Annotated in this window: 8 protein-coding genes; 3 read left to right on the top strand and 5 right to left on the bottom strand. The window is 60.8% G+C overall.

Annotated elements, in window-relative coordinates; genetic code table 11:
- Nucleotides 1-8: 8 nt before the first annotated feature.
- Nucleotides 9-734, top strand: coding sequence for a DUF4123 domain-containing protein (locus E0F99_RS02245; protein WP_083355614.1), 726 nt, complete (start codon nucleotides 9-11; stop codon nucleotides 732-734).
- Here the strand turns inward: E0F99_RS02245 and E0F99_RS02240 are convergent.
- The gene (locus E0F99_RS02240; protein ID WP_083355613.1) at nucleotides 720-1,997 is read right to left on the bottom strand and encodes an O-acetylhomoserine aminocarboxypropyltransferase/cysteine synthase family protein; all 1,278 of its coding nucleotides are present in this window, start codon (nucleotides 1,995-1,997) and stop codon (nucleotides 720-722) included. The genes E0F99_RS02245 and E0F99_RS02240 overlap by 15 nt on opposite strands.
- A 250-nt stretch (nucleotides 1,998-2,247) precedes the next feature.
- On the opposite strand from E0F99_RS02240, the gene E0F99_RS02235 reads away from it, so the two are divergent.
- The gene (locus E0F99_RS02235; RefSeq protein ID WP_083355612.1) at nucleotides 2,248-3,084 is read left to right on the top strand and encodes a 23S rRNA (adenine(2030)-N(6))-methyltransferase RlmJ; all 837 of its coding nucleotides are present in this window, start codon (nucleotides 2,248-2,250) and stop codon (nucleotides 3,082-3,084) included.
- A 61-nt stretch (nucleotides 3,085-3,145) separates the two neighbouring features.
- Here E0F99_RS02235 and msrA read toward each other — a convergent pair whose 3' ends face one another.
- The 4 genes from msrA to aceE form a co-directional block, all read right to left on the bottom strand.
- Complete coding sequence (gene msrA, locus E0F99_RS02230; protein WP_083355611.1) at nucleotides 3,146-3,793, bottom strand: peptide-methionine (S)-S-oxide reductase MsrA; 648 nt, start codon at nucleotides 3,791-3,793, stop codon at nucleotides 3,146-3,148.
- 71 nt (nucleotides 3,794-3,864) lie between these two features.
- Nucleotides 3,865-6,558 (bottom strand): putative bifunctional diguanylate cyclase/phosphodiesterase, encoded by a 2,694-nt coding sequence (locus tag E0F99_RS02225; protein ID WP_083355610.1) that lies wholly within the window; start codon nucleotides 6,556-6,558, stop codon nucleotides 3,865-3,867.
- Between the two features lie 318 nt (nucleotides 6,559-6,876).
- Nucleotides 6,877-8,526, bottom strand: coding sequence for a dihydrolipoyllysine-residue acetyltransferase (gene aceF, locus E0F99_RS02220; protein ID WP_083355609.1), 1,650 nt, complete (start codon nucleotides 8,524-8,526; stop codon nucleotides 6,877-6,879).
- A gap of 11 nt (nucleotides 8,527-8,537) precedes the next feature.
- Complete coding sequence (aceE, locus tag E0F99_RS02215) at nucleotides 8,538-11,183, bottom strand: pyruvate dehydrogenase (acetyl-transferring), homodimeric type (RefSeq protein WP_083355608.1); 2,646 nt, start codon at nucleotides 11,181-11,183, stop codon at nucleotides 8,538-8,540.
- Between the two features lie 383 nt (nucleotides 11,184-11,566).
- On the opposite strand from aceE, the gene glnE reads away from it, so the two are divergent.
- Nucleotides 11,567-14,506: a bifunctional [glutamate--ammonia ligase]-adenylyl-L-tyrosine phosphorylase/[glutamate--ammonia-ligase] adenylyltransferase gene (gene glnE / locus E0F99_RS02210; RefSeq protein WP_083355607.1), complete on the top strand. Its 2,940-nt coding sequence runs from the start codon at nucleotides 11,567-11,569 to the stop codon at nucleotides 14,504-14,506.
- Nucleotides 14,507-14,665: the final 159 nt, after the last annotated feature.

Genomic DNA, 14,665 nt, shown 5'->3' with positions numbered 1-14,665 from the left:
TAACCCTTATGCCTCAGCCTTTGGAACCTCATGCCTGGCTGGACCAATACCCTTTGCTCGCCAATGAGCAGATTTTCGCCGTGCTGGGCAGTGCCAGCGACGCCAAGCCGTTTACCGCTTGGCAAGCGAAGGCCGGTGCAATGCCGCCCCAACCAGTCTGGGCAGGCACGGCCTATGCGCAGTGGAATGAGGTGATGCCTTACGTTGGCATCATCGAGCCAGGCAGCCCCTTCCTCGACTGGATCGCAACCACCGAAGCAACGGATTGGGGGTGGTTGGCAGTGTCGTCCAGCCCGCTGGAAACAGTGGTCGCGCATCTGCAAAGCCTGACCAAGGTGTTGCTGCCCGAGGGCCAGGACGTGTTTTTGCGCTTTTGGGATGGCGGCCAATTTCTGCCGATTGTGCAGAAATTGGGCGACGAGGCGGGGAAGGTGTTGCCGGTATTTCAGCGTTACCTGATCAACCGCCAACCGCTGACGGTTGCGACAGGCCCGGTGGCTGCCGCCAAAACCAGCCCATGGTGGCGCGTGCCCGCCGTGGTGTTGGAGCATCTGGCCGCGCAATCACCCCAGGTGTTGATCAATAACCTGCTGCAATGGCTCGAAGAACAACGCCCCGACCTGTACACCGCCTTCAAGCCTGTGACCTTGCAGCACAAGGTCGCCTACTTCGTGCGCGGGGCGGATGTCAGTCATGGGGCGCTGGCCGACTATTTGACCTCAGAGTTGAGTTGAACCCAGCGCCTGCTGCAGATCCTCGATCAAGTCTTCAATTGCCTCGATGCCCACCGACAGGCGAATCATTTCGGGCTTCACGCCGGCCTTGGCCTGCTCCTGCTCATTCATCTGCCGATGGGTGGTGGACGCCGGATGGCAGGCCAGGGATTTGGCATCACCAATGTTCACCAGGCGTTTGAAGATTTGCAGGGCGTCGTAGAAGCGTACTCCGGCGTCGTAACCACCCTTGAGGCCAAAGGACAGAATCGCTGACGGTTTGCCCTGCATGTATTTCTGTGCCAATGCGTGGTGTGGGTGATCCGGCAGCCCGGCATAGCTGACCCATTCCACCTCGACGTGGCCTTGCAGAAACTGCGCAACCTTCAGCGCGTTTTCAGTATGGCGCTCCATGCGCAGGGCCAGGGTTTCCAGGCCTTGCAGCAATAGGAAGGCATTCATCGGTGCGAGGGCTGCGCCGGTGTTGCGCAGTGGCACGGTGCGGGCACGGGCGATAAAGGCGGCGGGGCCGAATTTATCGGTGTAGACCACGCCGTGATAGGCGGGCTCGGGGGTGTTGAGACCGGGGAATTTCTCTGGGTACTTCGTCCAGGGGAAGGTGCCGCTGTCGACGATGACGCCGCCCAGGGAGTTGCCGTGGCCGCCGACGTATTTGGTCACGGAGTGCACCACAATGTCGGCGCCGAACTGGATAGGTTTGCACAGGATTGGCGTTGCCACGGTGTTGTCTACCATCAGTGGTACGCCGTGTGCGTGGGCGACATCGGCCAGGGCTTCGATGTCGATGATGTTGCCTGCGGGATTACCGATGCTTTCGCAGTAGACCAGCTTGGTGTTGTCATCGATCAATTCGGCGATGGCCTCGGCGCAGTCGTCGCGGGCGAAGCGCACATCGACGCCAAAGCTTGGCAACAGGTGCGCGAACAGGGTGTAGGTGCCGCCGTAGAGCTGCGGCGTGGTGACGATATTGTCACCCGCGCGGGTCAGCGTCTGGATCGCGTAATGGATCGCGGCGCTGCCAGCTGATACGGCTAGGGCGGCGATACCGCCTTCAAGGGCGGCAATGCGCTGCTCCAGCACGTCGTTGGTGGGGTTCATGATGCGTGTGTAGATATTACCGGGCACGTCCAGGTTGAACAGGTCGGCGCCGTGCTGGGCGTTGTCGAATTCGAAGGCGACGTTCTGGTAGATCGGCACGGCGACGGCCTTGGTGGTCGGGTCGGATTTGAAGCCGTGGTGCAGTGCAATGGTGGCGTCTTTCATGATTGTTATTGACCTCCTTGGATTCCTTGAGCGCCCCGTACACGGTGGGCGCTGGCTTGCCTGCGATAGCATCACCGCGGTGCAAGGGTAATACCGCGTCGCCTGCCTCGCGGGCAAGCCCGTTCCCACAGGGGCGATTAGACTGTTTTCGGCGGTGTGCCTGCGGTTATGACATAAGCACCGGCCGACACGCAGCCCTGCACCTTTGCCCCGGTAGAAGGTAAACTTCGCCCCCTGCGCAGGAGCAACCATGAATTATCGTCACGCCTTTCACGCCGGCAACCACGCCGATGTCTTCAAACACCTGACCTTGACCCGCCTCATCGCCCTGATGTCGCGCAAGGAACAGCCGTTCGCCTACCTCGACACCCACGCGGGGATCGGGCTGTACGACCTGCAAGGTGATCAGGCCAACCGCACCGGTGAATACCTGGAAGGCATCGCCCGCCTGTGGGGCGCGAGCGACTTGCCGCCGTTGACCGCCGACTACATGCGCGTGCTGCACGAAATGAACCCGGATGGCCAGTTGCGCTATTACCCGGGCTCGCCGGAACTGGCGCGCCGCCTCGCGCGGCCTCAGGACCGTGTGTTGCTCAACGAAAAGCACCCTGAAGACGGCGTGCTGCTCAAGGACAACATGAAGGGTGATCGCCGGGTCAAAGTGCACCTGGGCGAAGGCTGGCATGTGCCGCGCGCCCTGCTACCAGTGCCGGAAAAACGCGCGTTGATGCTGATCGATCCGCCGTTTGAGCAACTGGACGAGATGCAGCGCTGCGCAGCGTCCCTCAAGGAAGCAGTCAGCCGCATGCGCCAGACAGTCGCGGCGATTTGGTACCCGGTGAAAGACCAGCGCATGTTGCGCCGCTTCTATCAGGACCTGGCCGGCACCGGTGCGCCGAAGTTGTTGCGGGTGGAGTTGCTGGTGCATCCGCTGGACACGCCCAACACCCTGACCGGCTCGGGCCTGGCGATTGCCAACCCGCCGTGGGGTTTGGAGGAGGAATTGCGCGAGCTGTTGCCGTGGCTGTCCAAGACGCTTGGTCAGACCCAGGGTGGGTGGCAGATGGATTGGCTGATCGCGGAGTAATCAGATCTCAAACAAAATGTGGGAGGGGCAAGCCCCTCCCACATTTTGATCTGCGTCGACTTTAGATCGGGCAGGTCACGCCCGTGCCGCCGATCCCGCAGTAGCCCTGCGGATTCTTCGCCAGGTACTGCTGGTGATACGCCTCGGCGAAGTACACCGTCGGCGCTTCTTCGATTTCCGTGGTGATAGTGCCCAGCCCAGCCTTGGTCAGTTCACTCTGATACGCCTCGGCGCTGGCCTTGGCCGCCTCCAGATGCTCAGGTTTCACCGCGTAGATCACTGAACGGTACTGGCTGCCGATGTCATTGCCCTGGCGCATGCCCTGGGTGGGGTTGTGCAACTCCCAAAACATTTTCAGCAGCTCTTCGTAGCTGATTTTGTCTTGGTCAAACACGACCAGTACCACCTCGCTATGGCCGGTCAGGCCCGAGCAGACTTCTTCGTACGTCGGGTTCGGCGTGTAGCCACCGGCATAACCGACCACGGTGCTGACTACGCCGTCGCGCTGCCAAAACTTGCGCTCCGCGCCCCAGAAACAACCCAGGCCGAAGATCGCGAACTCTACGTTGTCGACAAAGGGGCCGAGCAGCGGGTTACCGTTGACGAAATGCGTCTCTGGCAGCGCCATCGGAGTTTCACGGCCAGGCAAAGCTTGTTCTTGAGTAGGCAACACGTTTTTGTTCACCAGAATTTCCGAGCGCAAGACCATGATCAGTCCTCTCAGTCAGATTGAGTTAGGTATTAAGAAGACACTCAGTGTGCCCGAGTGTTACCGCGCTGTCAGGCGATTGGCCCGCGCGGGTAGCGTTTAAGCTTCTCGAGCAGCTCTGCACCGGGGATCGGTCGGTCGAACAAATAGCCCTGGCCCACATCGCAACGATGCCGACGCAGGAACGCTAACTGCTCTGAGGTCTCGATGCCCTCGGCCACCACCTTGAGCTTGAGGTTGTGGGCCATGGCGATCACTGCCGAGGTGATTTCCATGTCGTCCTGGTTGTCCGGGATTTCGTGGATAAAACTGCGGTCGATCTTGATGATGTCGATGGGGAATTTTTTCAAATAGCTCAGCGACGAGTAACCGGTGCCGAAGTCGTCCATGGCCAGGGTCAGGCCAAAGCTCTTCAACTGGTCTAGCTGCAAGCGCGTGTCTTCGGTGGCTTCCAGCAGCAAGCCTTCGGTCAGCTCCAGCTCCAACAGGTTGGCTGGCAGCTGTTCTTCCTTAAGGATCGTGGCAATCGAGGCCACCAGGTCCGGGTCGGAAAACTGCTTGGGCGACAGGTTGATCGCCACCTGTAAGTTGCCCATGCCCGCAGCGGTCAACTGCCGGCTCATGCGGCAGGCCTGGCGCGCGATCCACTTACCGATGGGAATGATCAGCCCGGTTTCTTCCGCCACGCTGATAAATTGATCGGGGCGGATCATGCCTTTTTCCGGGTGGTTCCAGCGCAGCAGCGCTTCCATGCCCAGCAAGCGGCCACTGCGCAGGCACAGTTTGGGCTGGTAGAACACATCCAGCTCGTTCTGAGTCAGGGCGCGGCGCAGGTTGTTTTCCACGAACAGCTTGTAACTGGCCTCGGCGTTCAGGGCTTCGGTGAACACCTGCACTTGGTGTTTGCCGTTGGCCTTGGCTTTGTGCAGAGCCAGCCCGGCGTTACGCATCAGGGTTTGCGGGTCACGGCCGTGCAACGGCGCACAGGCCAGGCCCACGGAGCCAGTGACGCTGATCAGTTGGTTGTCGACGAACATCGGTTTGTCGAGGGTCGCCAGCAACTGGCTAGCGACCTGCTGGCCGCTCTCCAGGTCGGTGTCGTCAAGCAATACCGCAAACTCGTTACTGGCAAAACGCGCCAGGCTGCCGCTGGCACTCAGGCTGTTACGCAAACGGCGCGCCAGGCTGATCAGCAGCTTGTCGCCGGTCTGGTGGCCGAGGCTGTCGTTAATTCGCTTGAAATTGTCGATGTCCACCAGCAGCAGGCTGATCGGGCTATCGCTGTCACGGGCAAAGCGCTCGTCGAGGTTGCGGATGAACGACGGCCGGTTGCCCAGGTTGGTCAGGTTGTCGGTGTAGGCCAGGCGCTCGATGCGCTGCTGGGCCAGTTTGGTCTGGGTGATGTCTTCGTAGATGCCGATGTAGTGGGTCAACTCACGGTTGTCGCCATACACCTTGGAAATCGACAGCTGGCCCCAGTAGGGTTCGAGGTTTTTGCGTCGGCTCTTGAATTCACCCTGCCAGCTGTTGCTCTTGGCCAGGCTCGACGGCGCGTCGAAGAGCAAATCGCTGAGGTTCTCCAGCGCCGGCAGTTGCGCCAGGCGGTGACCGTGGACTTCTTCGGCGCTGTACTGGGTGATCGCGGTAAAGCTTGGGTTGACGTACTCCACCACGCCGTCGCAGTTGACCAGCAGAAACGCGTTGGCGCTTTGCTCCACGGCACGCTGGAACAAATGCAGCGCGCTGGTGGCGGTGCGCCGGTTGTGGTTGTTGATCACCTGCGCGAATTGGTCCGCCAGCTCGCCGGCGAAGGCGATTTCATCGGTCTGCCACGCGCGGGGGCTGCCGCTTTGTTCCAGGCACAACACGCCAATGACCTGACCATCGACGCGGATGCTCGCGTCGAGCATCGCATAGATATCCTTAGCGCGCAGGCTCTCGGCCATTTCCCGGGTGCGCGGGTCGCGCATCGCATGGGTGGCGTCGATGGCGCGGCTCGAGTGCAGGGCTTCCAGGTAGTCCGGGAAGCCGCTGGCGTCGATCTCTTCCGGCAAATGGTGTTGTTGGTCGGCGCGGTGGTAGGCCGAGATCGGTACCAGCCGCTGCCCTTCGAGGTTCCAGATGCTCGCGCAATCGATCTGGTAGATGTCGCACGCGCTGCGGGTGATCAGCTCGGCGGCTTCCTGCAGCGAATTAGGCGTGGTGTAGCGCTGGCGCGCCAGCAGCAGGATCAGCTCCTGTTGGGCACGCACGCGTTCGAGGTGCTGCAACTGTTCCTGCTGGGCGCGCTGGTTGAGCTCCAGGGCGATTTGCAGGCGGCTGTTCTGGTTTTCCAGGTCTGCGGTCGGGGCGGCGGTGGGGATTTCGCTGAACAGCCCGTCGACCACCATCAAGTAGCCGCGCAGCAGGTGGCGATTGTGTTGTTTGTAGGCCTCGCCCATTTCCAGCAGGCTCAGGGGGCCGTCGTTGGTGTGCAGGGTGTAGCGCACCAGGTAATGCGGCCTCTGGGTCAGTTGTTGCTGGATGGCGTCGTGCAGTTGGTAACGCGCCTGAGGTTCCATCAGGCTGGCGTAGGGTGTGCCGAGCAAGGCACACAGTTCAACCGCCGGCAGACCGAATTGGCGCTCACAATTGGGGTCGAGGTAGAGCAAAGCCCAGCTTGCCTCATTAAGCCGCTCGAAACGCAGCATACCGAGGCGCGAAGGCACCGGTAACTGCGTCACTACCTCGGCCGCCATACGGGCGACATCGGGTTGGCTTTTCATGGGGGAACTCGCTTGGAAAAATGCGCACGGCGCCGGGCTCACGCCCTCTTAACTGTCGCCTGCGGCAAGGTTGCATCATGCAGCACGCACTGACAAGAGAGGATGAAGGCTAAGTGCTATATGGCTGTTATCGGCCGCGGGAGCGGTTTCTACAATCCAGGTGATGGGTGGCGCATTGGCGCAGGCGCGACGCCCCTTGCCTGTACAAAAAAACAGGCCAAAAAAAGCCCCGCCAATTGGCGGGGTTGAGGTACGAGCGTGGCGCTCGGAAATCGGTGCAGCCAGGCCTCCCCGGTGAAAGGGAGGCCCGTTTGAGGCTTACAGCAAAATGGTGCGGATATCGTTCAGCAGTTGGCTCAGGCGCTGCGTGAAGCGTGCAGCGGCGGCGCCGTTGATCACTCGGTGATCGTAGGACAACGACAGCGGCAACATCAGCTTCGGCTGGAACGCTTTACCGTCCCATACCGGCTGGATAGTGGCCTTGGACACACCCAAGATCGCCACTTCCGGCGCGTTGACGATTGGCGTGAAGCCAGTACCGCCAATGTGCCCGAGGCTGGAGATGGTGAAGCACGCGCCCTGCATATCGTCTGCGGTGAGCTTCTTGTCGCGGGCCTTGGCAGCCAGCGCAGCCGCTTCGGCAGCGAGTTGCAGCAGGCTCTTTTGGTCGACGTTCTTGATGACCGGTACCAGCAGGCCATCCGGGGTGTCGACGGCGAAGCCGATGTTCACGTACTTCTTGCGAATGATCGCTTTACCGCTTGGCGCCAGCGAACTGTTGAAGTCCGGCAGTTCCTTGAGCAGGTGCGCGCAGGCCTTGAGCAGCAGCGGCAACACGGTCAGTTTCACACCGGCTTTTTCAGCCACGGCTTTCTGCGCAATGCGGAAAGCTTCCAGGTCGGTGATGTCGGCCTGGTCGAACTGGGTCACGTGCGGAATGTTCAGCCAGCTGCGGTGCAGGCTCGACGCGCCGATTTGCATCAGGCGGGTCATCGGCACTTCTTCGGTTTCGCCGAAGCGGCTGAAGTCCACGACCGGGATCGGCGGAATGCCCGAACCACCAGTAGCAGCGCCGGCTGCCGTAGCTTCCTTGGCTTTGTGCATCATGGCTTTGACGTAAACCTGCACGTCTTCTTTCAGCACGCGACCGTGAGGGCCAGTGGCCGACACAGCGTTGAGCTCAACGCCGAATTCACGGGCCAGCTGACGCACAGCAGGGCCGGCGTGAACCTTGGCACCGCTTGGCGCAGGTGCGGCAGCCGCTGGGGCCGGTGCGGCCTCAGCTTTTGCAGCAGGTGCCGGGGCGGCAGCCGCCGGAGCCGCTTCAGCCTTGGCCGCCGGGGCCGCCGCGGCTGGCGCTGGTGCCGCAGCAGGTGCAGCGCCTTGTACTTTAAGCTTGAGGATGAAGTCGCCGGTGCCGACTTCGTCTTCCAGCTTCACGGCAATGCTTTCCACCACGCCGGCAGCCGGCGAAGGGATTTCCATGGAGGCCTTGTCGGACTCCAGGGTGATCAGCGACTGGTCGGCTTCGACGGTGTCGCCGACCTTGACCAGCAGCTCAATGATCTTGGCCTTGCCCGACGAACCGATGTCCGGAACATGAATGTCCTGAACAGTGGCAGCGGCAGGTGCAGCGGCCGGGGCTGCTGGAGCCTCGGCGGCGGCAGGCTTTTCAGCAGCAGGGGCGGGTGCAGCAGCGACAGCAGGGGCTGGGGCAGGGGCCGCATCAGCGGCACCTTCGATTTCCAGCTCCAGCAGTTCGTCGCCTTCTTTCAGGCGGTCGCCCAGCTTCACTTTCAGGCTCTTGACCACGCCGGCTTTGGGAGCAGGGATTTCCATGCTCGCCTTGTCCGATTCCAGGGTCAGGATGCTCTGGTCGGCTTCGACGGTGTCGCCGACCTTCACAAACAGCTCGATTACTTCACCTTCACCGCTGCCGATGTCAGGTACGCGAATGAGTTCGCTCACAAAAAATCTCCTCAGCAGTCCAGTGGGTTGCGTTTTTCCGGGTTGATCCCGAACTTGACGATAGCGTCAGCCACCACCTTAGGTTCGATCTCACCACGGTCAGCCAAGGCTTCCAGGGCTGCCAACACTACGAAGTGACGGTCAACTTCGAAGAAGTGACGCAGCTTCTTGCGGCTGTCACTGCGGCCGAAACCGTCGGTGCCCAGGACTTTGAATTCCTTGGACGGGACCCACTGGCGAATCTGTTCAGCAAACAGCTTCATGTAGTCGGTAGAGGCGATCACCGGACCTTTGCGGCCGGCCAGGCACTCTTCGACGTAGCTCTTCGCAGGCTTCTGGCCTGGGTGCAGGCGGTTGCTGCGCTCTACGGCCAGGCCGTCGCGACGCAGCTCGTTGAAGCTGGTAACGCTCCATACGTCAGCGCCGACGTTGAACTCTTCACGCAGGATCTTCGCCGCTTCACGCACTTCACGCAGGATGGTGCCGGAGCCCATCAGTTGCACGTGGTGTGCCGCTTCCTTGGTGTCTTCTTCGAGCAGGTACATACCCTTGATGATGCCTTCTTCAACACCGGCCGGCATGGCAGGTTGCTGGTAGGACTCGTTCATCACGGTGATGTAGTAGAAAACGTCCTGCTGCTCTTCGGTCATCTTCTTCATGCCGTCCTGGATGATCACCGCCAGCTCATAGCCGTAGGTTGGATCAAAGGTGCGGCAGTTCGGGATGGTGGCAGCCAGAATGTGGCTGTGACCGTCTTCGTGTTGCAGGCCTTCGCCGTTGAGCGTGGTCCGCCCGGCAGTACCGCCGATCAGGAAGCCACGGGTACGGCTGTCGCCTGCTGCCCACGCCAGGTCGCCAATACGCTGGAAGCCGAACATCGAGTAGAAGATGTAGAACGGCAGCATCGGCTGGTTGTGGCTGGAGTACGAAGTACCGGCAGCGATGAAGGAGCTCATGGCGCCCGCTTCGTTGATGCCTTCTTCGAGGATCTGGCCCTTCTTGTCTTCCTTGTAGAACATCACCTGGTCTTTATCGACGGGCTCGTAGAGCTGGCCGACGGAGGAGTAGATGCCCAACTGACGGAACATGCCTTCCATACCGAAGGTACGGGCTTCGTCCGGGATGATCGGGACGATACGCGAACCGATTTCCTTGTCCTTGACCAACTGCGCGAGGATCCGCACGAAGGCCATGGTGGTGGAGATTTCACGGTCGCCCGAGCCGTCCAGGATAGCCTTGAGGGTATCGAGTGGCGGTGTAGGAATGTCGAAGGACTTGGCGCGGCGCTGTGGCACGAAACCGCCCAGTGCAGTGCGACGCTCGCTGAGGTAGCGGGCTTCGGCGCTGTTCGGCTCCGGCTTGAAGAACGGCAGGTTTTCCAGCTCTTCGTCCTTGACCGGGATGTCGAAGCGGTCGCGGAACAGCTTCAGGCTTTCAACATCAACCTTCTTGGTGTTGTGCGCAGTGTTCTTCGCTTCGCCGGCACCGGTGCCATAACCCTTGATGGTCTTGGCCAGGATGACGGTCGGTTGTTCTTTGTGGTTGACCGCTTCGTGGTACGCCGCGTAGACCTTGTACGGGTCGTGGCCGCCACGGTTGAGTTTCCAGATCTCGTCGTCGGACAGGTCTGCAACCATCGCCTTGAGTTCAGGCGTGTTGAAGAAGTGTTCACGCACGAACGCGCCGTCTTTGGCCTTGTAGTTCTGGTACTCGCCGTCAATGACTTCGTCCATGCGACGTTGCAGGATACCGTCGACGTCCTTGGCCAGCAGTGGGTCCCAGAAGCGGCCCCAGATGACTTTGGTCACGTTCCATTGAGCACCGCGGAACACGCCTTCGAGTTCCTGGATGATCTTGCCGTTGCCGCGAACCGGGCCGTCGAGGCGCTGCAGGTTGCAGTTGATGACGAAGATCAGGTTGTCCAGCTTCTCGCGGCCAGCCAGGGAGATGGCGCCCAGGGATTCCGGCTCGTCGCACTCGCCGTCGCCCAGGAAGCACCAGACTTTCTGCTTGCCTTCGGGGATGAAGCCACGGGCTTCCAGGTACTTCATGAAACGTGCCTGGTAGATCGCCTGGATCGGGCCCAGACCCATGGAAACGGTCGGGAACTGCCAGAAATCAGGCATCAGCCAAGGGTGCGGGTACGACGACAGGCCGCCACCGTCTACTTCTTGGCGGAAGTTGTTCATCTGGTCTTCGGTGATGCGACCTTCCATGAACGCACGGGCGTAGACGCCTGGCGAAGTGTGGCCCTGGAAGTAGATCAGGTCGCCGCCATGTTCGTCGGTCGGGGCCTGGAAGAAGTAGTTGAAGCCGATGTCATACAGGGTGGCGCTGGAAGCGAAGCTGGAGATGTGACCGCCCAGGTCAGAATCTTTCAAGTTCGTGCGCATAACCATCGCCATGGCGTTCCAACGTACCAGCGAGCGAATGCGGCGTTCCATGAACAGGTCGCCAGGCATGCGTGCTTCGTGGGTAACGGGGATGGTGTTGCGGTATGGCGTGGTGATGGCGTAAGGCAGTTGCGAGCCGCTGCGGGTCGCGAGTTCGCCCATACGGGTCATCAGGTAATGCGCACGGTCTTCGCCTTCTTTGTCGAGAACCGATTCCAGGGCGTCCAGCCATTCCTGGGTTTCGACGGGATCGAGGTCTTGCATGGCTTGCTCCAGGGCGGAAAGGCTACCAGAATCGGTTGCCTGAAGTTTGCGACTGGCCTTGTGGGCAGACGACATAAATTCTTGGATGGCCGAAGGTTGCTTCGGCGTCCTGTAGTTTTACTACAAATCGTCGGCCATTTCAGCCTTTCGAATGTATATACGAGTAGTAAAACTACACAAGACTGAGCGTATGGCTCGGTCTGGCTGGTGAGCATAATCGTTATTGTTGATCTTTTGCGAACAAGAAAAGGTGAAAGTTTGATGTTGCCTGCCACGATTAATTTAATTTCAGCTATTTATAACCTTTGTTCGACAGTTCCTCACCGAGCGTGGTTCTTGCGTTCACAGCCACAAGCCAATTACACGCCGATCAAGGATAGACCATGAGCCTTCCAACACTGGCCCCACTGCCTGCCATTCTCTTGCCTTACGCACAGCGCGCCGATCAGTCATTTCGTGACGCAGTGGCCGCGCTGGACGACGATCATGGCCTTTCTGCGTGGACGCCGCAACGGTGGGCCGACTTTGCCCGCGTGTGCGCCGCCAGTGATTTCGTCATTGAACAGAGCCTGCGTGACCCTTTGATGTTGCTCGAACTGGTGGCCTGGGGCGAGCTGGACCGCGGCTTTGCGCCCGGCGAGCTGTGTGGCCAGATCGCCGGCGCCGTGCAACAGGCCGAAACAGAAGATGAGCTGGGCCGCGTGCTGCGTCGCCAGCGTACGCGCCAACAAGTGCGCATCATCTGGCGCGACCTGACGCGGCAGGCCGACCTGGTGCAAACCTGTCGCGACCTTTCCGACATGGCCGACGCCAGCATCGACCAGGCTTACCAGTGGCTGTACCAGCGCCATTGCGTGCAATTCGGCACGCCCACCGGCCGGCGCAGCGGTGAGGCGCAGCACATGGTCATCCTCGGCATGGGCAAGCTCGGCGCCGTGGAGCTGAATTTGTCTTCCGATATCGACCTGATTTTCGCCTACCCCGAAGGCGGCGAGACGGTGGGCGTGAAGCGCGCCCTGGATAACCAGGAATTTTTCATTCGTCTTGGTCAAAAATTGATCAAGGCCCTCGACCCGATGACTGTCGACGGGTTTGTGTTCCGCGTCGACATGCGCCTGCGCCCCTACGGTTCGGCCGGTGCCCTGGTGCTCAGCTTCAACGCGCTGGAACAGTATTACCAGGACCAGGGCCGCGACTGGGAACGCTACGCCATGATCAAGGCGCGCGTGGTTGCCGGTGAGCAGGTGGCCGGTGCGCAACTGCTGGATATGCTGCGCCCGTTCGTCTATCGACGTTACCTGGATTTTTCCGCCATCGAAGCGCTGCGCACCATGAAGCAGCTGATCCAGCAGGAAGTGCGGCGCAAGGGCATGGCCGACAACATCAAGCTGGGCTCGGGCGGCATTCGTGAAGTGGAGTTTATCGCCCAGGCGTTCCAACTGATCCATGGTGGTCGCGACCTGAGCCTGCAACAGCGGCCGTTGCTCAAGGTGCTCGGCACCTTGGAAGGGCAAGGCTATTTGCCACCGGCAGTGATCGCTGAGCTGCGCAACGGTTACGAATTCTTGCGTTACACCGAACACGCGATCCAGGCGATTGCCGACCGCCAGACACAAATGCTCCCGGACAGCCCGCAAGACCAGGCGCGCATTGCCTATATGCTCGGTTTTGCCGACTGGGCTGCGTTCCACGAGCGGCTGATGTATTGGCGTGGCCGGGTGGACTGGCACTTCCGCCAAGTCATTGCTGACCCTGACGAAGAAGAAGGCGAAGAAGGCGAGTTGGTCGTGGGCGGTGAGTGGTTGCCGCTGTGGGAAGAGTCCCAGGACGAAGAGGCCGCTTGTCGCCAATTGCAGGAAGGTGGCTTTACCGACGCACCCAAAGCCCTGAAAGCCTTGGCAGGCCTGCGTGGCAGCCCGCAGTTACGTGCCATGCAGCGCCTGGGCCGCGAACGTCTCGATGCCTTTATTCCGCGCCTGCTGGCCCAGGCCGTCGAGCACGCCAACCCGGATCTGGTCCTTGAGCGTGTGTTGCCGCTGGTGGAAGCTGTCGCCCGCCGCTCCGCTTATCTGGTGTTGCTCACGGAAAACCCCGACGCTCTGCGCCGCTTGTTGACCTTGTGCGCCGCCAGCCCGTGGATCGCCGAACAGATCACGCGGTTCCCGCTGTTGCTCGACGAATTGCTCAATGAAGGCCGTCTGTTCAAGCCGCCGTTGGCGCCGGAATTGGCTGGCGAGCTGCGCGAGCGCCTCACGCGTATCCCCGAGGATGACCTTGAGCAGCAGATGGAAGCCTTGCGCCACTTCAAGCTGGCCCACCGCCTGCGCGTGGCCGCTTCGGAAATCGCTGGCAGCTTGCCGTTGATGAAAGTCAGCGACTACCTGACCTGGCTTGCCGAAGCCATCCTTGAGCAAGTGCTGGCCCTGGCCTGGCGCCAGACCGTGGCGCGCCACGGCTCGCCGCAGCGGGTGGACGGCACCTTGTGCGACCCTGGGTTCATCATTGTCGGTTATGGCAAAGTCGGTGGGATCGAATTGGGGCATGGTTCTGATTTGGACCTGGTGTTTATCCACGACGGTGACCCGCAGGCGGAAACCGACGGTGCCAAGCCGATCGACGGCGCGCAGTTCTTTACGCGCCTGGGCCAGCGCATCATTCACCTGCTGACCACCCAGACCAATTCGGGCCAGCTGTATGAAGTGGACATGCGCCTGCGGCCTTCGGGCGCATCCGGTTTGCTGGTGAGTTCGCTCGGGGCGTTTGAGCGCTATCAAGAAAATGAAGCCTGGACCTGGGAGCATCAGGCGCTGATCCGCGCGCGGGTGTTGGTGGGCAGCCAGGATGTAGGCCATGCGTTCGAGCACGTACGCGCCCAAGTAGTGGGTCGTGAGCGGGACTTGTCGACGCTGCGCCAGGAGGTCAGCGAGATGCGCGCCAAGATGCGCGACAACCTGGGCACCAAGTCTACGACGGCCGGCACCGGCGCCACTGCCTTTGAGCCCACGGCGGTGTTCGACCTCAAGCAGGACGCCGGAGGTATCGTCGATATTGAATTTATGGTGCAATACGCGGCTTTGGCGTGGTCTGCGCAACATCCATCGTTGCTGCGCTACACCGACAATATCCGCATTCTGGAGGGCCTGGAGCAGGTCGGGCTGATGCCCGCCGCCGATGCCCATCTGCTGCGCGAGGTGTACAAGGCCTACCGTTCCGCCGCGCACCGCCAGGCCTTGCAAAATGAGGCCAGCACGGTAGCCGGGGATCAGTTCGCCGACGAACGGCGCCAGGTGATGCGAATCTGGCAGGCGCTGGGGTTAAGCTGATTAATTGAGTGGCACCAATTTAATGTGGAAATCGGCCTTATGTGAGAGCCGGGCTTGCCCGCGATGCAGGCGCCTTGGTACTTCAGTCATACCGAAGCGATGCCAGCGCAGGCAAGCCAGCTCCCACAAAAAGTGCGATCTACAATCATTGTCGATGCG

The organism is Pseudomonas antarctica (genome assembly GCF_900624995.1).
Lineage (GTDB): Bacteria > Pseudomonadota > Gammaproteobacteria > Pseudomonadales > Pseudomonadaceae > Aquipseudomonas > Aquipseudomonas antarctica.
The sequence above is the reverse complement of the archived record's forward strand: the minus strand, read 5'-3'. Positions and strand labels throughout refer to the sequence as shown.

Excerpts from the sequence above, each read along its gene's own strand:
- E0F99_RS02235 (WP_083355612.1), top strand. The coding sequence starts at position 2,248 with ATGAATTATCGTCACGCCTTTCACGCCGGCAACCACGCCGATGTCTTC.
- E0F99_RS02245 (WP_083355614.1), top strand. The coding sequence starts at position 9 with ATGCCTCAGCCTTTGGAACCTCATGCCTGGCTGGACCAATACCCTTTG.
- glnE (WP_083355607.1), top strand. The coding sequence starts at position 11,567 with ATGAGCCTTCCAACACTGGCCCCACTGCCTGCCATTCTCTTGCCTTAC.
- aceE (WP_083355608.1), bottom strand. The coding sequence starts at position 11,183 with ATGCAAGACCTCGATCCCGTCGAAACCCAGGAATGGCTGGACGCCCTG.
- msrA (WP_083355611.1), bottom strand. The coding sequence starts at position 3,793 with ATGGTCTTGCGCTCGGAAATTCTGGTGAACAAAAACGTGTTGCCTACT.
- E0F99_RS02225 (WP_083355610.1), bottom strand. The coding sequence starts at position 6,558 with ATGAAAAGCCAACCCGATGTCGCCCGTATGGCGGCCGAGGTAGTGACG.
- E0F99_RS02240 (WP_083355613.1), bottom strand. The coding sequence starts at position 1,997 with ATGAAAGACGCCACCATTGCACTGCACCACGGCTTCAAATCCGACCCG.